Origin of the sequence: Streptomyces sp. DT190 (genome assembly GCF_049846985.1) — a bacterium.
Classification (GTDB): Bacteria; Actinomycetota; Actinomycetes; order Streptomycetales; family Streptomycetaceae; genus Streptomyces.
In genome coordinates this window covers 34287-55185 of the sequence record NZ_JBNCNM010000033.1, presented here as the reverse complement: position 1 = coordinate 55185, position 20899 = coordinate 34287, and the positions used below count along the sequence as shown (strand labels likewise).

At 74.6% G+C, this 20899-nt stretch carries 19 protein-coding genes and 2 pseudogenes; 6 read left to right on the top strand and 15 right to left on the bottom strand.

All coding sequences use genetic code 11. The features are described 5' to 3' along the window. Positions 1-46 precede the first annotated feature (46 nt). Together mptB and ACPXCS_RS36735 are read left to right on the top strand one after the other, a co-directional pair. The gene (mptB, locus tag ACPXCS_RS36740; protein ID WP_425946777.1) at positions 47-1441 is read left to right on the top strand and encodes a polyprenol phosphomannose-dependent alpha 1,6 mannosyltransferase MptB; all 1395 of its coding nucleotides are present in this window, start codon (positions 47-49) and stop codon (positions 1439-1441) included. Further along, a complete protein-coding gene (locus ACPXCS_RS36735) occupies positions 1438-2799 on the top strand; it encodes a glycosyltransferase 87 family protein (protein WP_425946759.1) in 1362 nt (453 codons plus the stop codon). Before mptB ends, ACPXCS_RS36735 begins: the two co-directional genes overlap by 4 nt. An 83-nt stretch (positions 2800-2882) precedes the next feature. Here the strand turns inward: ACPXCS_RS36735 and ACPXCS_RS36730 are convergent. The 4 genes and pseudogenes from ACPXCS_RS36730 to ACPXCS_RS36715 all read right to left on the bottom strand — a co-directional run. Continuing rightward, positions 2883-3647 (bottom strand): annotated as a pseudogene (locus ACPXCS_RS36730) (D-alanyl-D-alanine carboxypeptidase family protein); the annotation flags it as partial. A gap of 161 nt (positions 3648-3808) precedes the next feature. Further along, entirely contained in the window at positions 3809-4963 is a 1155-nt protein-coding gene (gene rho, locus ACPXCS_RS36725) for a transcription termination factor Rho (RefSeq protein WP_425946758.1), read from the bottom strand. A 253-nt stretch (positions 4964-5216) separates the two neighbouring features. Next, on the bottom strand, positions 5217-6044 hold the full coding sequence (locus ACPXCS_RS36720; protein WP_425946757.1) for a class I SAM-dependent methyltransferase: 828 nt from the start codon (positions 6042-6044) through the stop codon (positions 5217-5219). A 98-nt stretch (positions 6045-6142) separates the two neighbouring features. Then, on the bottom strand, positions 6143-6541 hold the full coding sequence (locus tag ACPXCS_RS36715; RefSeq protein WP_425946756.1) for a nuclear transport factor 2 family protein: 399 nt from the start codon (positions 6539-6541) through the stop codon (positions 6143-6145). A 69-nt stretch (positions 6542-6610) separates the two neighbouring features. On the opposite strand from ACPXCS_RS36715, the gene ACPXCS_RS36710 reads away from it, so the two are divergent. Beyond that, positions 6611-7210: a PadR family transcriptional regulator gene (locus ACPXCS_RS36710; RefSeq protein ID WP_425946755.1), complete on the top strand. Its 600-nt coding sequence runs from the start codon at positions 6611-6613 to the stop codon at positions 7208-7210. Here ACPXCS_RS36710 and ACPXCS_RS36705 read toward each other — a convergent pair. Continuing rightward, on the bottom strand, positions 7192-7812 hold the full coding sequence (locus ACPXCS_RS36705) for a dihydrofolate reductase family protein (RefSeq protein WP_425946754.1): 621 nt from the start codon (positions 7810-7812) through the stop codon (positions 7192-7194). The two genes, ACPXCS_RS36710 and ACPXCS_RS36705, sit on opposite strands and share 19 nt — an antisense overlap. Before the next feature lie 78 nt (positions 7813-7890). Between ACPXCS_RS36705 and ACPXCS_RS36700 the strand changes: the two genes are divergently transcribed. Then, complete coding sequence (locus ACPXCS_RS36700; RefSeq protein WP_425946753.1) at positions 7891-8652, top strand: class I SAM-dependent methyltransferase; 762 nt, start codon at positions 7891-7893, stop codon at positions 8650-8652. Here ACPXCS_RS36700 and ACPXCS_RS36695 read toward each other — a convergent pair. Both ACPXCS_RS36695 and ACPXCS_RS36690 read right to left on the bottom strand, forming a co-directional pair. Continuing rightward, positions 8639-9460 (bottom strand): alpha/beta fold hydrolase, encoded by an 822-nt coding sequence (locus ACPXCS_RS36695; protein ID WP_425946752.1) that lies wholly within the window; start codon positions 9458-9460, stop codon positions 8639-8641. The two genes, ACPXCS_RS36700 and ACPXCS_RS36695, sit on opposite strands and share 14 nt — an antisense overlap. A gap of 33 nt (positions 9461-9493) precedes the next feature. Beyond that, positions 9494-10327 (bottom strand): alpha/beta hydrolase, encoded by an 834-nt coding sequence (locus tag ACPXCS_RS36690; protein WP_425946751.1) that lies wholly within the window; start codon positions 10325-10327, stop codon positions 9494-9496. A gap of 157 nt (positions 10328-10484) precedes the next feature. Here ACPXCS_RS36690 and ACPXCS_RS36685 point away from each other — a divergent pair, with 157 nt between their 5' ends. Beyond that, a complete protein-coding gene (locus tag ACPXCS_RS36685) occupies positions 10485-11444 on the top strand; it encodes a helix-turn-helix domain-containing protein (RefSeq protein WP_425946750.1) in 960 nt (319 codons plus the stop codon). On the opposite strand, the gene ACPXCS_RS36680 is transcribed toward ACPXCS_RS36685, so the two are convergent. From ACPXCS_RS36680 to ACPXCS_RS36650, 7 genes and pseudogenes are all read right to left on the bottom strand, one after another. After that, positions 11380-12210 (bottom strand): GntR family transcriptional regulator, encoded by an 831-nt coding sequence (locus ACPXCS_RS36680; protein ID WP_425946749.1) that lies wholly within the window; start codon positions 12208-12210, stop codon positions 11380-11382. The genes ACPXCS_RS36685 and ACPXCS_RS36680 overlap by 65 nt on opposite strands. Before the next feature lie 402 nt (positions 12211-12612). Continuing rightward, positions 12613-13839, bottom strand: a complete 1227-nt coding sequence (locus ACPXCS_RS36675; RefSeq protein ID WP_425946748.1) for a serine hydrolase domain-containing protein — start codon at positions 13837-13839, stop codon at positions 12613-12615. A gap of 120 nt (positions 13840-13959) precedes the next feature. After that, positions 13960-14928 (bottom strand): acetylxylan esterase, encoded by a 969-nt coding sequence (locus tag ACPXCS_RS36670; protein ID WP_425946747.1) that lies wholly within the window; start codon positions 14926-14928, stop codon positions 13960-13962. 224 nt (positions 14929-15152) lie between these two features. After that, on the bottom strand, positions 15153-15737 hold the full coding sequence (locus ACPXCS_RS36665; RefSeq protein WP_425946746.1) for an Rv1733c family protein: 585 nt from the start codon (positions 15735-15737) through the stop codon (positions 15153-15155). A 266-nt stretch (positions 15738-16003) separates the two neighbouring features. Beyond that, a complete protein-coding gene (locus tag ACPXCS_RS36660; RefSeq protein ID WP_425946745.1) occupies positions 16004-16759 on the bottom strand; it encodes a ferredoxin reductase in 756 nt (251 codons plus the stop codon). Continuing rightward, positions 16752-17357, bottom strand: a complete 606-nt coding sequence (locus tag ACPXCS_RS36655) for a sulfite oxidase-like oxidoreductase (RefSeq protein ID WP_425946744.1) — start codon at positions 17355-17357, stop codon at positions 16752-16754. The genes ACPXCS_RS36660 and ACPXCS_RS36655 overlap by 8 nt, the downstream gene beginning before the upstream one ends. An 87-nt stretch (positions 17358-17444) precedes the next feature. Then, a pseudogene (locus tag ACPXCS_RS36650) lies at positions 17445-17615 on the bottom strand (MarR family transcriptional regulator); the annotation flags it as partial. Positions 17616-17881: 266 nt separating this feature from the next. Between ACPXCS_RS36650 and ACPXCS_RS36645 the strand changes: the two are divergent. Next, the gene (locus ACPXCS_RS36645; RefSeq protein ID WP_425946743.1) at positions 17882-18685 is read left to right on the top strand and encodes a putative protein N(5)-glutamine methyltransferase; all 804 of its coding nucleotides are present in this window, start codon (positions 17882-17884) and stop codon (positions 18683-18685) included. On the opposite strand, the gene ACPXCS_RS36640 is transcribed toward ACPXCS_RS36645, so the two are convergent. Continuing rightward, the gene (locus tag ACPXCS_RS36640; protein ID WP_425946742.1) at positions 18682-20766 is read right to left on the bottom strand and encodes a SpoIIE family protein phosphatase; all 2085 of its coding nucleotides are present in this window, start codon (positions 20764-20766) and stop codon (positions 18682-18684) included. The genes ACPXCS_RS36645 and ACPXCS_RS36640 overlap by 4 nt on opposite strands. Positions 20767-20899: the final 133 nt, after the last annotated feature.

The window sequence follows — 20899 nt, the reverse complement described above, 5'->3', positions numbered from 1 at the left end:
TCGCCGGAGCGCCACCCCGCGTTGACACGCTGCCCGCGTGTTGGCCATGGCCCTTCCCGCCGATCTCCGCCGCTGCCAGATACTCGGTCTGGCCGGCACCGCCTGCCTCGCCCTGGGCGGTGAGACGGCCGGAGCCCTGCCCGTACGGGACCTCCTCCACCCGGCCTCCGCGCGTGCCGCCCTCGGACTGGTCGGCGTGTACTTCGGAGTCGTCCTGCTGATCGCGGCCTGGGCGCTGCTGGGCCGGCTGGTCCGGGGTCCCCGGCCGCCCGCCCCGCGCGCCCTGCTGCTCGTTCTCGCCGCCTGGGCGGCCCCGCTGCTGCTGGCCCCGCCGCTGTTCAGCCGGGACGTCTACAGCTACCTCGCCCAGGGCGCCATGGTCGAGGCGCACCTGGACGTGTACGCGCACGGGCCGGCCCGGCTCGGCGGTCCGCTCGCCGACGAGGTCGCCCCGCTGTGGCGGCACACCGGCGCCCCGTACGGCCCGGTGTTCCTCGCCGTGGCGGCGGCCCTGTCCGGCCTGACGCACGGCGAACTGCCCGCAGGGCTCCTCGGGATGCGGCTCGTCGCGCTCGCCGGCGTGGCGCTGATGGCGGCCGCGCTGCCCCGTCTCGCCCGGCACAGCGGCGCCGATCCGGCCGCGGCGCTGTGGCTGGGCGCCCTCAACCCGCTCGTCCTGCTGCACCTGGTCGCCGGCGCCCACAACGACGCCGTCATGCTGGGCCTGCTGGGCGTCGGGCTGGTCGCCGCGCTCGGCCGGTGGCCGGTCCTCGGGGCCGTGCTGGTGACACTCGCCGCGCTGGTCAAGGCGCCCGCCGTGCTCGGCCTGGCCGCCGTGGTCGTCCTGCAGATCCGTGCCGGGCGCCGTCCCGTGCAGGCCCTCGCGGGCACCGCCGTCGCCGCGGCCGGCACGACCGTCGCCGTCACCGCCGTCGCCGGCACCGGCTACGGCTGGATCGGCGCCCTGAACACCCCCGTCTCTCCCCAGAACTGGGCCCTGACCACCCTGCTCGGCCGCGCCACCCGCGCCGGCCTCGAACACCTCGGCAGTGATCTCGCGCCCCTGGCCGTCCCCGTCTGGCACGGGGTGGGCATCGTGGCCGCCGTGGTCGCCGTCGCCGTGATCTGGCTGCGGCTGCGGCCGCGCCCGGTGTACGCCCTGGGCCTGAGCCTGGCGGCGGTGGCCGCGCTCGGCCCGGCGATCCGCCCCTGGTACGCCCTGTGGGGCCTGTTCCTCATCGCCGCCGCCGCGCCCAGCGGCTCCGTACGCCAGCGGACGGGCGCCGTGACCGGGGTGCTCGCGCTGTGCGTCCTGCCCAGCGGCGGACCGGCGGACACCGGGCAGCTGCTGCTGGCCGTCTCGGGCGGGGCGCTCGCGGTCGTCGTGCTGTGGCAGGCCCACCAGGCCCGGCTCGCCCCCGCGCTGGGAGGCGCCGCATGATCCCGCCCCTGCCGCGCACCGACCGCGGCCGGCTGCTGCTGGTGCTCGCCCTCGCCGTGTCGGTCACCGTCTTCACCGCGACCGTGCCCCTGCTGCGCGACTGGTTCGACCTGCGCGTCTACCACGGCAGCGTCGGCACCTGGGTCCACGACGGCGGCCGGCTCTACGACTACCGCGTGCCGGGGACGACGTACGGCTTCACCTACCCGCCGTTCGCGGCGGTCGCCATGCTGCCCATGACCCTGCTGGACCTGCACGCGGCGATCGCCGCCACCCTGCTGCTCGACCTGGCGGCTCTCGCCCTGGTCCTGCGCCTGCTGGCGGGCCGGGCGTGGCGGCGGATCGGCTGGTTCGGCTGCGCCCTGATCCTGTGTCTGCTCGCCCTGTTCGAACCGCTGCGCGACACCTTCAGCTTCGGTCAGGTCAACGTCCTGCTGCTGGCCCTGGTGCTGACGGACGCGGCGCTGCTGGCGAGCGGACGGGAGCGGGCGGCGGGCGTCGGCATCGGGCTGGCCGCCGCGATCAAGCTCACGCCGGCGCTGTTCATCGGACTGCTGCTGGTGGCCCGGCGGTGGCGTGCCGCCGCGGTCGCCACGGCCGTCGCCCTGGCCGCAACGGGCCTCGCCGCCCTCGTGGACCCGGACGCCTCGCGCTTCTACTGGACCGAGGCCCTGTGGGACACCGACCGGGTGGGCCGGCTCGGCTACGTCTCGAACCAGTCCGTGCAGGGCGTCCTGGCCCGGCTGGGCGAACCGGACCGGGCGGTGTGGGTGCCGGCCGTCCTGCTGGTCCTCGGGGTGTGGGCGGTGCGGGCGCGCCGGGCCGTGGCGGCGGGCGACTGGACGGCGGCGTTCGCCCTCACCGGCCTCGCCGCCTGCCTGGTCAGCCCCGTCACCTGGGTGCACCACCTGGTCTGGCTGCTGCCGTCCTTCGCCGTGCTGGTCCGGACCGGCCACGTCCGCGGCGCGGGCGCCCTGTACGCGGTGCTGTGCACCAGCGTCGTCTGGCTGTGGGTCGACGACGCGTCCGGCGTCGGCGGGTTCCTGGGCGGCAACCTCTACGCGTGGCTCACCCTGGGCCTGCTGCTGTGGCTGCCGGCCGGTCAGCTCCGTCCCGGCCTGCGCACCGGGAGCCGCAGCACCAGCACCACGACGGAGGCGCCCAGTCCGGCCGCTCCGGCGATCAGCCCCGCGTCCGTCCAGGCCGACCCCGGCTGCCTCGGCACGGTCGCGGCGGCCGCGGGCTCGGCCGTCACCTCCGTGCGCGCGGCCGGGCGCGGCCCCGCGAGCGAGCCCACCGGCTCGACCCTCCCGGCCGATCCGAAGCCCCAGTCGAGCAGCGAGCGGGCCTCCTCGTAGACGGCGGACCCGCCGCCCTTCTGAGGGTTCATCACCGTCACCACGAGGGTGCGGCCGTCCCGCCGCGCGGCCGCGACCAGGGTGCTTCCGGCCTTGCTGGTGTAGCCGTTCTTGATGCCGATCAGCCCCGGGTACGGCTTCACCCCCTGGGCGCCGCTCAGCAGCCGGTTGGTGTTGCGGATGGGGTACGACCAGCGGCCGCCGCCGGGGAAGCGCGCCTCGACCGTGGCGCAGTACCGCGCGAAGTCCGGGTTGCGCAGCCCCACCGCGCCGAACAGGGCGAGGTCGAACGCCGAGGACACCTGGCCCGGTGCGTCGTAGCCGTCCGGCGACACCACGCGGGTGTCGAAGGCGCCGAGGGAGCGGGCCTTGGCCTGCATCCGCTCGGCGGTGACCCGCCAGCCGCCGTTGAGCTCGGCCAGGACGTGCACGGCGTCGTTGCCGGAGTTGAGGAAGACCCCGCGCCACAGGTCGGCCACCCGGTACGTACGCCCCTCGGCGACCCCGACCAGACTGCTGCCGGATCCGATGCCGCGCAGCTCCCGCGCGCGGACCGTGTGCTGGATGCCCGCCGGCAGGGACGGCAGCACCGTGAGGGCGAACAGGGTCTTCAAGGTACTGGCCGGGGCCAGTCTGCGGTGCGCGTTGCGGGCGGCGAGCACCTCGCCGGTGCGGGCGTCGGCCACCACCCAGGACAGGGCGGAGACCCTGGGGACACGAGGCGTGGCGGCACGCGGGCGGACGTGCAGCCCGGGCCGGTGCAGCAGCGAGGGGTGCGGGGCCGCCGCCCGCGGCCCGGCCGGCGCGGTGGGCTCCGCGCCGCCGGGTTCGGCCGCGGCGGCGGGCATCAGCACCAGGAGCCCCGCCGTACAGAGCGCGCCCGCCGACACCGCCACCCGGGAAGAGAATCCGATGATCATACGATCAACGTAGAAACGGTCGGGCTGTGGACGGCGGCGGCGGGGCCGCACACCGCACGCGAGCACCCGGATGCCGCACGGACCGTGCGTCAGCCCGAGGGCAGGGTCGGCCGGATGCGCCGCAGGAACGTCGCGTTGTCGGGCGTCTCGCGCAGGCGTTCCAGCAAGGTCTCCAGGGCGCCCTGCCCGTCCCGGTGGTGCAGAACGCGCCGCAGGCCGTGCAGGGCCGTCAACTCACCCGGGGGCAGCAGGAGTTCCTCGCGGCGGGTGCCGGAGGAGGTGATGTCGACGGCCGGGAAGATCCGGCGGGACGCCGGCTCGCGGCTCAGCCGGAGCTCCATGTTGCCGGTGCTCTTCAGCTCCTCGAACCAGTGGTCGTCGGCCCGGGAGCCGGTCTCCACCAGGGCGGTCGCCAGGATCGTGAGGGAGCCGCCCTCCTCGGCCGTGCGGGCGGCGCCGAAGAAGCGCTTGGGTCCGGTCAGCGCCGACGCGTCGATGCCTCCGGTGAGGATGCGGCCACCGGATCCGGCCGCGTTGTTGTGCGCCCGGCAGAGCCGGGTCAGCGAGTCGAGCAGGACGACGACGTCCTCGCCGGCCTCGACGCGCCGCTTGGCCCGCTCGATGACGAGCTCGGCGAGCGCGATGTGCTGCCGGGCGCTGCGGTCGAAGGTCGAGGCGTACACCTCGCCGCGCACGGAGCGCCGCATGTCCGTGACCTCCTCGGGGCGCTCGTCGAGCAGCAGCACCATCAGCCGGCACTCGGGGTGGTTGCCGGCGACGGCCGCCGCGAGCTGCTGCAGCAGGACGGTCTTGCCGGTCTTGGGCGGGGCCACGAGGAGTCCGCGCTGGCCCTTGCCGACGGGTGCGACGAGGTCGACGACCCGTCCGGCCGTTCCGGCCGCCGGGTGTTCGAGGCGCAGCCGCGCGTGCGGGTGCAGCGGTGTCAGATCCCGGAAGTGGCGCCGTCCGCGCAGTGCCGCGGGGCCGGCGCCGTCGACCCGTTCGACCCCGGTCAGGCCGCCCCGGTCGCCGCGCACGCCCTCGACGAGGTCGCCCTTGCGCAGGTCGTGACGGCGGATCAGCGCGGGGGAGACGGCGGGGTCGGCGGGGGTGGGCAGGAGGTCGTCGCCGCGCAGGTGCCCCTTCCCGTTCCCGTCGATGTCGAGGACACCGGCGGCGTACCGGGGTGTGGCCCGCTGCTCGGCGGGAGCGTCCCGGAGTGGGCTGGTCAGTGTGGTGGTCATGGTGGGGATGTCCTTTCCGGACGGGACGGCATGTGACATGCGAAGGGAGGGGGTGAGCCGCGAGGGGAGGGCCTTGGGGCACGCCTCCGTGCGGCGGGGAACAGCACGCCGGGTACGACGGAACTCGTCGTGGTGCTGGGAAAGGAAAGGTGCTGCGAGAGAGAACTGGCACCGGCGCCCACACAAGGGGGCAAGCACACGTGCTGTTCGGCACGGTACCACGCGCGGTGGTGCCAGGGGAACGGAATACGCCTCAGCGCAGGGCCAGCAGCCCGTACAGCAGTGGGATCCGCGGCTCGGGGAGCCGCCACCAGCCGGACTCGGTACGGACCATCCGCGGCCAGCGCGGCCAGGGGAGTTCGTCGCTCTCCCGCAGGCGCCGCACGGTGAGTCCCGCATCCGTCAACGCGGTGACGACCTCGCCCATTCCGTGCATCCACTCGTAACTGTCCGTGGCGCCGTCGACGGCCGGGCCGTCCGTGTAGGTGTGGCTCGCGTCGCGGTGCACGGGACCGCCGCCGCCCAGGTAGTCGTGGCGCAGCAGCAGCTCGGGGCCCTCGCCGGGGGCCGGCTTCGGGCCGAGGGAGTTGAGCAGGGGGTGGAACTCGACGACGTACAGCCGGCCACCCGGCCGCAGGAGGCGGCCGACGGTCCCGGCCCAGCGGTCCAGGTCCGGCAGGTAGCACAGGGCGCCCTTGCCGGTGTACACGACGTCGAACCGCCGCCCGTCCAGGGCCTCGACGGCGTCGTACACATTGGCCCGTACGTACGTCACGTCCGCACCGGCCCTGGCGGCGATGCCCGCGGCGGCGGTCACGGACGCCTCGGAGAAGTCCAGCCCGACCGCCCGGGCCCCGCGCCGGGCGAAGGCGATGGTCTCCGTGCCGAGATGGCACTGCAGATGGAGCACGTCACGGCCGGCCAGCTCGCCGAGGTCCTCCCACTCGAAGGGGGCGAACCAGCGCTCGGGATCGAGGTCCTGGTCGAGGCCGTAGAACCGGCTGGCGAGGTGGACGGGCGTGCGGGCGTCCCAGTTGGCCTGGTTGGCGCGCATCAGCCGGTCGTGCTCGGCGGACGTCATGGAGACATCCAAGCGCGAACCGGCCCCGGGCGGCGGAGGAACGCGCGAAACCGAGCCATGAGCGCGGCGCTCGGGACCGGTGAGACCCTCCGGCCGCGTCACACCGCGCGGGCCCCGGCCTCCCGCGCGATGCGCTCGAACTGCTCGCCCATGGCCGCCGCCAGCGCCTGGGCCGCCGACAGGGGGCGCACCATCACCGTGAACTCGTCGATGAGACCGTCCTCGTCGACGTGGATGAAGTCGCAGCCGTTGATCTCCCGGTCGCCCACCCGCGCGGTGAAGACCAGGGCGTGGTCGCGCCCGCCCGCGTCGTTGATCTCGCGCACGTAGCGGAAGTCCATGAAGACCCCGGAGACGGCGCGCAGGATCGCCCCCGTGATCGCCTTGCCGGTGTACGGCTTGAACACCACCGGGCTGGTGAAGACGACGTCCTGCGCCAGCAGCGCCTCGGCGGCGTCCAGGTCGAGCGCCTCGACCGCCTCACGGAAAGCTCGCATCGCAACCGCCTTATTCAACTAGTTGAGTAGGTGCGGAGTAGATTAATCAACCGTTGATACGGTGTCCACATGTCTTTCAAGTACGCCGTCCTGGCCGCCCTGCTGGAGGGCGAGGCGTCGGGCTACGAGCTGTCGAAGGTGTTCGACGTGTCGCTCGCCAACTTCTGGGCGGCGACCCCGCAGCAGCTCTACCGGGAGCTGGAGCGGCTCGCGGGGGAGGGCCTGATCGAGGCCCGCGTCGTGCGGCAGGAGCGGCGGCCCGACAAGCGCATGTTCACGCTGACCGACCGGGGCCGCCGGGACCTGGACACGTTCGCCGCCGCACCGCCCCGGCGGCCCACCGCCATCCGTGACGAACTGCTCATCAAGATCCAGGCGATGGACGGCACGGACCCCGCGGCGACCCGGGCCCTGATCGACGAGCGCGAGGCGTGGGCGAGCGGCAAGCTGGCCCGCTACCTGCGGGTCCGCGAGCGCCTCCTGGCCGGCCGCGCCGAGGAGGACTACCTGCGGGACAACGACCGCGTCGGCCCGTATCTCACCCTGCTGGCGGGCATCGCCCTGGAGGAGGAGAACCTCCGCTGGTGCGCGCGTGTGCGGGAGGTCCTGGACCAGCGCGCCGCCCGGGACACGGGGCAGCGCCCTCCGGCTCAGGGCAGCACGCGGTAGGTCAGGTGCGTCACCAGGCTCGCCGGCCGCGCTCCCACCTGCCGCAGGTCCAGCGGCGGGACCCCGTCGAACAGCCGGGTGCCGGCGCCGAGCGTGCACGGCACGATGTGCAGCCGCAGCTCGTCGACCAGGCCCGCGGCGAGGAACTGGTTGACGGTGGTCGCGCCGCCCAGCACTGTCACGTCGCCGCCGCCTGCCGCCTCGCGCGCCCGGGCCAGGGCCGGCGCGACGCCGTCGGTGACGAAGTGGAACGTGGTGCCGCCGTCCATCGGCTGCGGCGGGCGCGCGTGGTGCGTGAGCACGAACACCGGCGCGTGGAAGGGCGGATCCGCACCCCACCAGCCGTTCCAGGGCCGGTCCCAGGCGCCGCGCACCGGGCCGAACATGTTGCGTCCCATGAGGAACGCGCCCGCGGTGTTCAGCCGGTCGATCTCGGCCCGGTTCTCCTCGGGCGTGTCGAACATCCAGGCGTGCAGCCTGTCGCCGCTGCCGTCCCCGCCGTCCTCGCCGAAGGGGCGTTCCTCCGTCTGGTGAAGCCCCGCCGCGTACCCGTCCGCCGAGATCGTGAGGTCGCAGCTCACCCGGCCCGTGCGTGCGGTCATGGCCCACTCCTTCCGAGGCGGCCCCCGCCGCCCGTGCGGCGCTTCTGGCGGCCCGGGGGCAGCGCATAGGCTGAGCCGATGTTCAGCCCCGATGGTCCCAGTGTGCGTGAGCTCGCCGTCCAGGCCCTGTCGTCCGTGGAACGCGGCTACGACCTCCTCGCTCCGAAGTTCGACCACACCCCCTTCCGCACGCCCGAGGCGGTGCTGGACGCCGTCGAGTCGGCGCTGCGCCCGATGGGTCCCTTCGGCACCGGGCTCGACCTGTGCTGCGGCACCGGCGCCGGGACCGGCGTGCTGACGCGGCTGTGCCGCGAGCAGGTCACCGGGGCCGACTTCAGCACGGGCATGCTGGACGTCGCCAGGGAGCGGGTCCGCTCCGACGGGCCGCGGGTCTCCTGGGTGCGGGCCGACGCCCGTGCCCTGCCGTTCGGGCCCGCCTTCGACCTGGTGGTGAGCTTCGGGGCCTTCGGGCACTTCCTGCCCCGCGAACTGCCGGGGCTGTTCGCGCAGGTCCGTTCCGTGCTGCGGCCGGGCGGCCGCTTCGCCTTCCCGCTGGTCGCCCCGCCCCGCCCGGGCACCCCCGGCTACTGGGCGCTGCTCGGCTTCGACGCGGTGATGCGGGTGCGCAACGCGCTGTGGCGGCCGCCGTTCGTCATGTACTACCGCGCGTTCGGCCTCGGTGACGTGCGGCGCGCGCTCACCGGGGCCGGATTCCGGGTGGAGCTGTACGCCCTGCCGGAGTTCGGGCGGCGACGCGACGGCAGCCCGCGGGTGCGTCTGGTCGTGGCCCGGACTCCGGACGGGGCCGTCGCGCCGGGAGGCCCGGTCAGCCGCGGATGAAGGCGAGCAGGTCGGCGTTGAACGCCTGCTCGTAGTCGCCCACCAGGCCGTGCGGGGCGCCCTCGTAGACCTTCAGGGTCGCGTCCTCCACGAGCTGCGCGGTCCGCTTCGCCGAGGCGGCGATCGGCACGATCTGGTCGTCGTCACCGTGCGCGACCAGCGTCGGCACGTCGATCCGCCGCAGGTCCTCGGTGAAGTCGGTCTCGGAGAACTGCTCGACGCAGTCGTAGGCGCCCTTCAGGCCGGCCTGCATGCTCCACCGCCAGAACGCCCGCCGTACGCCCTCCGACACCGCTGCGCCGGGCCGGTTGAAGCCGTAGAAGCTCTCGCTCAGGTCCCAGTAGAACTGCGAACGGTCCGCCTCCACCGCCGCGCGGATGCCGTCGAAGGCGTCCTTGGGCGTGCCCTCCGGGTTGTCGTCGGTGCGCAGCATCAGCGGCGGCACCGCGCCCAGCAGCACGGCCCGGGCGACCCGGGCGGTGCCGTGCCGTCCGATGTAGCGGGCCACCTCGCCGCCACCGGTCGAGTGGCCCACCAGCACCGCGTCGTCGAGGTCCAGCGACTCGATCAGCTCGGCCAGGTCGTCGGCGTACCGGTCCATGTGGTTGCCCTGCCACGGCTGGTCCGAGCGGCCGTGCCCGCGGCGGTCGTGGGCGATCGCGCGGAAGCCGTGCTCGGCGACCAGCCGGGCCTGCCGGTCCCAGGCGTCGGCGTTGAGGGGCCAGCCGTGGCTGAACACCACGGGCCGGCCCTCGCCCCAGTCCTTGTAGTAGATCTCGGTTCCGTCGGACGTGGTGAACCTGCTCATGGAAGACCTCTCTCGCGGGATCGTGGCGCGGGATCAGACGAAACGCCGCACGAACGTCAGGGCGGTGTCCGCGACCTCCTGCCAGCCGTGGTCGATGGTCAGGGCGTGGCCCCTGTCCTTCATCTCGATGATCTCCGTGATCCCGGGATTGCGCCGCTGGCGCTTGTACGAGGCGTTCGACAGCGCCCACGGCACGGTGTGGTCCTTCTCGCCGGAGATGATCAGCAGTGGGCCGCGCCCGGGGTTGCCGGTGTCGACCTTCGCCTCGGTCCACGGGTTGATGTTCGCCGTGGCCGCCTGGAACAGGGGCGCGCCCGGCGCCGGCACAGCGAACGTGCCGTACAGCTCCCGCGCCTCCTCCTCGCTCACGGCGTTGGCGAAGGAGTACCGGAACTGGTCGTAGGTGAGCGGCACGGCCCGGTTGCGGTTGGCCGGGTTGGTGAGCACCGGGGCCGCCGCGCGCAACGACGACACCGGCAGGGGCAGCACACCCCGGAACGGCGCCGGGTCGATGGCCACCGACGCGGCCGACAGCCCCCGCCCGGCGAGAATCTGCGTGAGCAGTCCGCCGAACGAGTGACCGATGATCGCCGGTTTGCGCTTCAGCCCGCCGATCAGCCCCGCCAGATGGTCGGCGACCTGCCCGACCGTCTTGCCGGCGAGGACCTCGGGGTGCAGGTTCGCCTCCTCGACGGTGCCCGGGTCGTCGGGCCAGGACAGCGGCACCGGGGCGTACCCGGCCCGCTCGAAGTGGTCCGCCCAGCGGTCCCAGCTGCTCGGCAGCAGCCACAGTCCGTGGACGAAGACGACGGGCGTACGGTCGGCGGCGTTGGCCCGGTCGATCAACTGCTCGTCCCGCGTGGTCATACGGTCGTTCCCCCCTGAGATGGCCGAAGTCCTGGTCGGGGCGCCCTGTACACGTGCACAGTGCCCCTGTTGCGGCCGATACTGGCAGCGGACACGGCAGGCGGATCGGCTCACGGTGCCCGGTCTTCGGCCGACCGTGCCAGGGGGAGGGCGGAGGATGCTGCTGCTGGACACCGAGGGCGTACCCGCGGACGAGCGGGTGGAGGCCTTCCGCGCCGCCCTGCTGAGCGCGTCCGTGCCCTCCCTGGTCGGCATGGAGGACAACGGGGAACGGGTGTTCGCCCGCATGGAGTGCTGGCAGTTCGGCGAACTCGTGCTGTTCACCAGCCGCTCCTCGGGCTGGTCCGTCACCCGCAGCCCCCGCTACCTGCGGCTCGAAGGCCCGCCCATGGTCTCCCTGTCCCTCCAGGCGCACGGCACCGGCCGCTTCGGCCAGTCGGGCCGCCGCGACCGGGTCCGGCCCGGCGAGCTGATGCTCAACGACCTGACCATCCCCTACGACTTCGCCTGGTCCGGCAGCGGCGCCGCACGCGCCCTCCAGGTGCCCTACGAGCTTCTCGCCCTGCCGCCGGACATCGTCCGCCGGGGCGCGGAGCGGCTGCGCGCCAGCCCGCTGTACGACCTCGTCCGCGCCCACCTGGCCCGCGTCCACCGCGACGCCGACACGCTCGCCGGCGACCCGGGCGCCGCCGCCCTCGGCACGGCGACGGTGGAACTGGTGCGGGCGCTGATCGCCTCCGCCTCCGGAGCGGACGCCCACGCCCGGCCGGCCCTGGCCGAGTCCCTGCTCCCGCGCGTCCTCGCCTACGCCCGGATTCATCTGACGGAACCGGACCTCACGCCCGCCCGGATCGCCCATGCGCACAACCTCTCCGTGCGGGCGCTGTACCGCCTGTGCGCGCAGGGCGGGCTGAGTCTGGAGCAGTGGATCATCGAGCAGCGGCTGGAGGGCGCCCGCTCCACCCTGCTCTCCCCGGCCGGACGCACCCGGACCGTGGCGGCGGTGGCCCGCGCCTGGGGCTTCACCGACCCCAGCCACTTCACCCGCCGCTTCAAGGCGGCGTACGGCGTGACGCCCCGGCGGTTGCGGGCCGCGCCGCCCGGCCCGGCACGGTGAACTCGTAGACCAGCGCGTCCTGCTGGGCGTCCACGACCAGGTCGGTGATCTCCAGCGGGCGCGCGTACTGGTCGTGCACCCGCCGGGTGACCCGCACCGACGGCGTGCTCGCGGCCGGGGTGATGGCGTCCCGGTGGTGCAGGGTCAGACCGGCCCGGCGCATCCAGTCGTAGGCCCGGCGCAGCTGTGCGGCGGCGGTGCCGTCGGCACGGTCGCGGTACCGGGCCAGTTCCTCCACCTCCGCGAGGGCGACGGCGGAGAAGGACGTGACGGCCGTGCGCAGTCCGCGCCCGTCGGCGGTCGCGTACCGGTAGCGGTGGATCAGGGTGGGACGGCCCGGGGCCAGGCCGAGGGCCTCGGCGTGCTCCGGCGGCGGAGGCTCCCAGGTGACGGTGGCGCGGGCGACCGTACCCGGGGTGGCGGTCCGGGCGCCCAGGGGGAAGGTGAGCGCCGCCGGTGTCTCCGTCGGCGCGCCGGGCAGGGTGGCGTGACTGCCGCGCCGGTCGGTGGCGACCAGGCCCTCGCGGCGCAGCAGTTCCAGCGCCTGCCGTACGGTCTCCCGGCTGACGCCGAAGTGACCGGCCAGGCGCCGTTCGCCCGGCAGCCGTTCACCGGGCGGGATCGTGCCGTCGCGCAGCTCGCCGAGCAGTTCCGTCGCGATCCGCCGGTACAAGGGCTCTCCGGGTGCTCCGGGTGCGCCGGGGTCTACGAGTGCTACGGGTTCTCCTTCGGTCGCCGGGTGGTCAGGCGGGGTGGTGCGGGCCATGCCGCGCCTCCTGTTGGTGACGTGCGGTAGCCGTGCGGGCTCGGTGCGCCACCAGATCTAGCATTGGTCTAAACCAGTTGTGAAGGGCGGTCGGGGGGTTCGGCCGAAACCGGTGCGTCGGAGGGGAGTTGACCGCCTGCGCGGAAGGCGGGGGCGGGTGGTGGGCACCTCTCTTACCCGCCCCCGCCGCCGGTGGCCAGCGGTCGCGCGCGAGGGCCGAAGGCGGGCGGCGGGCCGCCGCCGACGGCCGCCGGCAGGAAGCACGCGCAGACGCCCCTCCGGAACGCGGAGGCCGTCGTCTCGGCCTGCCACAGCCTCTGCCACCGGCCCCCCGCCCGTGCCACCGGCGGAGCGGCGGCGCGCCCCGGCCCGGCACCGGCGCCCGCGCGGAGCGGTGCCGCTCTACAGCGCGCTGTACAACGCGCCGACCAGCGCCATCTTCCGCGGGTCGTCGGCGATGTGCGGGCCCATCCGGTTCATCACGTACCCCAGGGACACCCCCGCCTCCGGGTCGGCCAGCCCGCAGGAGCCGCCGAAGCCGTCGTGTCCGAAAGCGCGCGGGTTCGGGCCGTAGGAGCCGTTGCCGCCGCTCAGCCAGAGCCCGAGTCCCGCCTCCGTCTCGGCCGGGAAGCCCGCGCCGAGGACCAGGTCCCGGCAGCTGCCCTGCCCCTCGCGCACCCGCTCGGCCGCCTCGGCCGACAGCACGCGCCGGTCCCCGTACGAGCCGCGCCCCGCGAAGACGCCGTACAGCTCGGCGACCGCCCGGGCGGTGCCGTGGCCGTTCGCCGCGGGGATCTCGGCGGCCCGCCAGCCCGGCGTGTTCGCCGCGGCCGCGTCCACCGGCGGGTTGGTCAGCGCGGCGATCGCGGCCGGGGCCAACTGGGCGAAGACGGCGGCCTGCGTGCTGCTCCCCGTGACCGGCGGCTGGACCAGTTCCGCCAGCCGGTCCACCTCCTTCTCCGGCAGGCCGATACGGAAGTCGATGCCGAGCGGCCCGGTCACCTCCTGCTCCAGGAAGGCCCCCGGGCGCAGCCCCGACACCCGCCGCACGACCTCACCGACGAGATGGCCGTAGGTCAGCGCGTGATAGCCGGACCTGGTGCCCGGCTCCCACCAGGGTTCCGTCGCCGCGAGCCGCTGCGTGGTCAGCTCCCAGTCGCAGAGCTGCTCCAGGGAGTGCGGCTCCCTGAGCCCGGCCAGACCGGCCCGGTGGGACAGCAGGTGCCGTACGAGGACCTTCTCCTTGCCCGCCGCGGCGAACTCGGGCCAGTGGACGGCCACCGGCGCGTCCAGGTCCAGCAGCCCCCGGTCGGCGAGGAGGTGCGCGCACAGCGCCACCGGACCCTTGGTCGTGGACCACACGTTGACCAGCGTGTCCCGCTCCCAGGGCCGGGTGCGCGCCCCGTCGGCCCAGCCGCCCCACAGGTCCACCACCAGCTCGCCGCCGACGGTGACGGCCACCGCGGCGCCCAGTTCGTCCCGCTCCCGGAAGTTCTCCTCGAAGGCCTCGCGCACCGCGGTGAAGCGCGGGTCGCAGTGGCCGTGCACCCCCACCGGGTCGGCGAGTGCCCGGCCCGCGGCTGCCGCGTCCCCGTGTTCCGCCTGCTCGGACTCCTCGTGCTCGGGCATGGGCCCCACCCCTCAACCGGTCGTGTCCCTGCCCCGGGCCACCGTGTCGGGGCCCGGGCGGGAAGAACGTACCGACTGGTCGGACCAAGGGGGAAGGACGCGGATGCGGAAACGGCCGGATCAGATGTGCCGGCGCATCCAGCGCAGCTTGGCGGCCTCCTGGAAGGGGCCGCCGCCCTCGTGGTCGTTGAAGTCGTAGACCTCGATCGCCTTGTCCTCGTGGCTCCAGGCGTTGAACGCCGCGAAGACGGTCGACGGCGGGCAGGTCTGGTCCTCCAGGGCGGCCGAGAAGAGGGCGGGGGCCCGGCCGCGGGCGGCGAAGTGGACGCCGTCGAAGTAGGAGAGCGTGCGCAGGGCCTCCTCGGTCCGGCCCCGGTGCGTCTTGAGGTAGAGGCCGATCTCCCGGTACGGGTGCCGGTCCGTGAGGGTCGCGGCGCGCGGGTAGTCGCACAGGAACGGCACGTCCGGCGCGATGCCCGCCAGGTCCGGCACCAGGCCGCCGACCGCGATCGTGATGCCGCCGCCCTGGCTCGCGCCCACGGCCACCGTGCGGGCGGCGTCGGTCAGCGGATGCGAACGGGCCGCCTCGATCGCGCGCACGGCGTCGGTGAAGACACGGCGGTAGTAGTAGTGCTCCGGCGCGTCGATGCCGCGCGTCATGAAACCGGGGTAGGCCGGCGCGCCGCCCACCGGGTCCGCCGTGCCGCCGCCCGCGCCCCAGGCGCTGCCCTGGCCGCGGGTGTCCATCACGAAGTGGGCCCGGCCCGTGGACGCCCACAGCAGGTGCTCGTGCGGCAGTCCGCGCCCACCGCCGTAGCCGATGAACTCCACGACCAGCGGCAGGGGGCCGTCCGCTGCGGCCGGCAGGGTCAGCCAGCCCTTGACCGGATGCCCGCCGAAGCCGGCGAACGTCACGTCGAGGACCCGCACCGTGGACAGGCCCGTGTCGACCGGTTCGAAACGGGCGTCCAGGTCGTGCTCGCGCGCCTCCTGGAGCGTCTTGGACCAGAACGCGTCGAAGTCCTCCGGCTCGGTGGACGCGCTGCGGTAGGCGCGGAGTTCGTCGAGAGGAAGGTCGAACAGGGCCATGCAGGACCGCCTTTGGTGAGCAACCGGTGCGCAGACAGTGCGGATGATCACCCTACGGCGGTGGTCGGACGACTGACCAGGTGCTTACCGGACGCGGCTGACGCGGGAACGGCGACGGGAGTGGGGCTCCCGCTGGTCGGAGGGGTGCGCGCGGAAAGCCGTCGGGCCTGACGGGCGGATTCCGGCCCACGGGTGGTCGGGTCACCGAACGCCCGTGGGCCGCCTCACGCGCGGCGATGCGTCCACCGCGGTTCGGTGCGGGCCCACGCGCGGTCCCACTCGGCCAGCCTGCGGCGCAGGGCCACCCGGCGCACCGCGGCGTGCAGGAGCAGTACGAGCAGCACCGCACCGCACGCGGCACACGTGCCCATCGTCAGGGTGTGCTGCCGGACCGCGCTGCCGTCGACCGGGGGAGTCACGTTCCGCCCCCGGGTGTCGAACCAGACGTCCACCACGTCGCCCTGCCGGGTGCCCGCGGGGACCCGGACGGTCGCGGTGCGGGTGCCCTCGCCCGGTTCCGTCCAGCGCACGGTCGTCCGGTGGGCGCGTTCCCCGCCGGCCTCGACCGTCGGCAGGGAGCGACTGCGTCCGCCGATCACCTCGGCCCGTACGGAATGCCGCTCGGCGCGCTGCTGCAGCGCCACGGCGCGCACCTCGCCATGGGCCCGGCAGGCCGCCGCCGCCCCCACCGCGGGCGCGCCCACGAGGACCAGGACCGCGACCACCAGCACCGTCCACGCCTCGACGACATCCGACCGGCGCCGCAGCGGACTGCGCCGCCGGCGCCAGCCGCGCACCCGGGTCCGCATCCCGGCCTCCTCGCCGTCACCGGAGTGCCGGACCGGTCGCAGACGTGCCCCCGTGCGTCCGGTACCCCTCCACCGTGCCGGGCCGCCGGTCCGCTCCCCGGGGCGCGTGCGCGTGCGCGGAGGAGGAGCGGTGGCCCGCCGCGTCCCCTGCCGCGGCCCCCGGGCCGGGTGTCCGGCCCGCCCGGGGCGGAACACCGGCGGTGTGCGGGGCGGCGCCGGACCCCGTCATGACCGAGGGCCTCGGCCGACGGGACCCCCGCGGGCCGTCAGCCGAAGCGTTCGATCCGGATGCGGTCCACGGGCTGACCCGCCGTCACGAGCAGCCGAGAGGCGTGCTCGGCGAAGGAGTTGGAGCCGCACACATAGGCCTCCCACCCACCGGGAGGCGACGCCGCCAGGAGCGGCGCCACATGTGCGGCCGTCATACGTCCCACCGGCACACCCTCCGGCGCGTTCCGGGTGAACACGGCCGTCGTCTCCGCGCCCAGCTCCCGGGCGTAGACGAGCTCCTCGGGGCTGCGCGCGGACACCAGCATGCGCAGCGGGACGGTGAGGTTCCGCGCCCGGTGGTGGCGGACCATCGACATCAGCGGCACGATGCCGGAGCCGGCGCCGACGAGCAGCGCGGGCCGGTCGCCCGGCCAGGCGAAGAAGCCGCTCACCGGGCCCCGCACCTCGACCCGGTCGCCGACCCGGGCGACGGTGTGGAACCAGCCCGAGACCTCGCCGCCCTCGACGTGGTCCAGCGTCAGCTCCACGTGCCCCGCGTCGTCCGGCGCCGACGCGATGGAGTAGTGGCGCTGGGCCGCGTAGCCGTCCTCGGCGGTCAGCCGCACCATCAGGTGCTGCCCGGGCAGGTGACCCGGCCAGCCGGGCACGGCGAACCGGTACGTGGCCGTGCGCGGGGTCTCACGGCGGATCTCGGTGAGCGTGGCGGTCTGCCACACGGAGGCGGCCTGCTCGCTCACGGCGATGCGCCCGGGCACGGCGAACCGGGTGGGCGGCACGAAGGTCTCAGTCACCGGCGTACCTCTGCTCCTCCCACGGGTTGCCCCGCTCGTGGTAGCCGTTCTGCTCCCAGAAACCCGGCTCGTCGTGGTCGAGGATCCGCAGGCCCGCGATCCACTTGGCGCTCTTCCAGAAGTACAGGTGCGGCACCAGCAGCCGCGCCGGGCCGCCGTGCTCCGGGGCGAGCGGCCGCCCGTCGTACTCCCAGGCGATCCAGGCCCGCCCGCCGGTCAGGTCGGCGAGCGGCAGGCTCGTGGTGTAGCCGGTGTGCGCGTAGGCCACGGCATGGGTCGCCGGCTCCTGGGGGCGGACCGCGTCCAGGAAGGCGTCCAGGGACACGCCCGAGAAGCGCACTCCGAACTTCGACCAGCTCGTCACACAGTGGATGGCGCCCTCGTACGCGGACGGCGGCAGCCGGTGCGCCTCCTGCCAGTCCCAGGTGCGGGGCGCCTCGACCAGTCCGTCGATGCGGAAGGTCCAGTCGGCGGGGGCCAGGTCCGGGGTGACCTCGGCGGACAGCACGGGCCAGTCGTCGCGGGCGTCGTACTGCCCGGGCGGCAGCCCCGGGTCGGCGCCGCGCGGGCGCCCGGTGAAGCCTCGGGTGATGTGCATCGGGTGGTGCCTCCGGGCCGGCCGGCGGTGCCCCGTCGGGCCGGCGTGATCGTTGCGTGCGTGTCCCACCGTACGTGCGGGTACGGCCTAGTCCCGCCCCCCGGGGCCGGGCCCCTCGTTGTACCGCACGAGGTAGTCGGCGAACCGCGCCAGGTCCTCCTGCGGCCAGTGCGCGAGCCGTTCCCGGAAGACCGCACGGCGGCTCTCGGTGACCCGGGCCAGGACGCGCCGGCCGGCCCCCGTCAGTTCCAGCACCTGCCCATGCCTCCCATGGTCGCACGATGCTTGCATGACCCAACCACCTGCCCGGCGGGGGGCCCGGCCGTCACCGCGTCACCCGGGTGGCCGACCCGTCGGGTAATGTTGCCGTCCGGCTGCGGACGGACCCAGCCGTTGAAGGACCGGGGAGGTGAGACCCATTACCGCTGTGTCAGCTCGGGTGCTCTCCCCTCGACGTGGCGCGGATCGCCGGCCGTAGGCGACCGCCGGAGCGCCCTTCGGTTCTCGAAAGGCTCTGGGCTTCCATGCCGTCTGTGTCCGCCGTTCCTCCTGTTCCGCCGTCGTCCCCCGACGCCCTCGTCGCCGCCCTGCGCGCGGCGGGCTGCGTCTTCGCCGAGGACGAGGCCGCTCTGATCCTCGCCGCCGCCCGCACCCCGGCCGAGGCCGCCGCCATGACCGAACGCCGCGCGGCCGGTCTGCCCCTCGAACTCGTCGTCGGCTGGGCCGCGTTCCGGGGGCTGCGCATCGACGTGGCCCCGGGTGTGTTCGTGCCGCGCCGCCGCACCGAGTTCCTGGTGGAGCAGGCACTCGCCCGCGCGCCCGGCGCGGGCGTCGTCGTCGACCTGTGCTGCGGCTCGGGCGCCGTCGGCGCGGCACTGGCCGCCGGGCTCGGCCGCGTCGAGCTGCACGCCGCCGACATCGACCCGGCCGCCGTGCGCTGCGCCCGCGCCAATGTGGCCGCCGCCGGCGGGCGGGTCCACCAGGGCGATCTGTTCGACGCGCTGCCCGGTGCGCTGCGCGGCCGCGCCGACATACTCGCCGCCAACGTGCCGTACGTCCCGAGCGACGAGATCGGCCTGCTGCCGCAGGAAGCGAGGGACCACGAGCCGCTGGTCGCCCTCGACGGCGGCACGGACGGTCTCGACGTGCTGCGCAGGGTCGCGGCCGGGGCGCCCGGCTGGCTGGCGCCGGGCGGCTGCGTCCTGGTCGAGACGAGCCGGCACCAGGCGCCGGACGCCGTCGCCGCCTTCGAGCGCAGCGGACTGGCGGCTCACCTGGCCGTCTCGCAGGAGCTGTACGCCCACGTGGTGATCGGCGTCCGGCTCTAGGTCGTCTCCGGCACCGTAGCCCGGGCGACGAGAAGGGCCACGTCGTCGAAGTTGTCCGGCTCGTGCAGCGTCCGCAGCAGCAGTTCGCAGACGTCCTCCAGCGGCCGGTCCGGCCCGTCCAGCAGGGACAGGAGCGTGCCGAGCCGGTCGTCGAGCGGGTCGCGCCGGGTCTCGACCAGCCCGTCCGTGTAGAACACCAACAGGTCGCCGGGCTCCAGGTCGACGGTGGTCGTGGAGAAGGCGATCCCGCCGACGCCGAGCGGCACCCCGGTCGGCAGGTCGAGCAGCTCCGGAGGCCGGCCGGCCCGGACCCGGACGGGCGGCAGGTGCCCGGCGTTGGCGATCCGGCACTCGCCCCGGCGCGGGTCGTGGACGGCGTAGACGCAGGTGGCGATGGCCTGGTCGAGCCCGGTGGTGATCTTGTCGAGGTGCTCGAGGAGCACGTGCGGGTCGAGGTCGAGGGAGGCCAGCGTGTGGGTGGCCGTCCGCAGCCGTCCCATGGCCGCCGCCGCCGGGATGCCGCTGCCCATCACGTCGCCGACGACCAGTGCGGTCTTGTCGTCCTCCAGCGGGATCACGTCGAACCAGTCGCCGCCGACCTCGCTCGTGGCCCCGGCCGGCTGGTAACGGGAGGCCACCTCCAGGCCGCCCGTCACGGCGGGATGGCTGGGCAGCAGGCTGCGCTGCAGCGTCAGCGCGGTGTCGCGGGCGCTCTGGTACCAGCGCGCGTTGTCGATCTGCACGGCGGCCCGGGCGGCCAGCTCCCGGGCCAGCAGCAGGTCGTCCTCGGTGAACGGCAGCGGATTGCGGGTGCGCTTGAGGTCCAGGGCGCCCAGTACCTCCCCGCGCGCGATCAGCGGCACCGCCAGATACGAGTGCACCCCGGCCCGGCTCAGCAGTTCGGCCGCCTCCGGGGAGCGGGCGATACGCGCGAGGTCCTCGTCCTTGACCTCCGGCAGCATCACCGGGCTCGCCGTGCGCACGCACTGGGTGACCAGCCGGTCGGAGGCGTACCGCGCCACCTGCCCGGGCGGATCGGCCGCCTCGAGCGCCTCGGCGGAGTCGTACCCCTGGACCGCGAGCGCCCGGATCACCGCCGACTCGGTGGGGCCGAGGCTGGACTGCCGGCCCTGCACCACGGCGTCCAGGAGGTCCACCGCCGCGATGTCGGCGAGTTCCGGCACGGCCACCTCGGCGAGCTCGTGCGCCGTGTGGTCCAGGTCCAGCGTGGTGCCGATCCGCCCCGAGGCGTCGGCGATCAGCGCCAGCCGCCGCCGGGCCGCCTCGGCCTCGATCCCCGCCCGGTACTGCTCGGTGACGTCGACGATCGAGACGGCCACGCCCAGCACCGTCCCGAAGGCGTTCTCCAGCCGGTACAGCGAGACCGACCAGGCGTGGTCCTGGTGCGGGTCGGCCGGGGTGCGCCCGATCGTGGACTGGTCGACCACCGGCGTGCCCGTCTCCAGCACGCGGCGGGTCGCCGTCTCCAGCGCGTCGACGTCCATCCCGGGCACCACCTCGCGCGGGGTGCGGCCCAGATGCTCCTCGGCCGGAAGGCCGTTGATCTCCTCCAGCGCCTTGTTGACGGAGACGTAGCGCAGTTCGGTGTCCAGCACGGCCAGCCCGATCGGGGACTGCGCGATCATCCGCGTCGACAGGGCCACCTCCCGCTCCAGCCGGTGCACGGTCGACTGGTCGGCGCACAGACCCAGCGCGTACACGTCGCCCTGGTCGTCCAGCAGTCGCATGTTGCGGAACTCCACCAGCCGGGTGGTGCCGTCCTTGCGGCGGATGGGGAACGCCCCGGCCCAGCTCTGGCCGGTGCCCATGACGTCCGAGAACAGTTTGACCACGAGGTCGACGTGCTGCTCGTGGACCATGATCCGCGCGGCGTACTGTCCGAGCGCCTCCCGCGCCTCGTACCCGAACAGCTCCTCGGCCTGCGGGCTCCACAGGACGATGCGGCCCTCGGTGTCCAGGACCACGGATGCCACGCGCAGGACGTCGAGCAGTCCGCTCGGCCGCCTCGATCCGCGCACCGGCTCCTCGCCCTCGGCCTCGGGAGACCCGGCTGCACTCATCCCACGCCCCGCCTTCGCCGTTCCTCGCGGCACGCCGTCAGGTGCCGACACCCCAGTTCTACCGCGCGGAGCCGTTCGTGAGAGGCCCCTTCCGCCACCTTCCACCATCCCCCACCGGGGCGCGTGCCGCCCC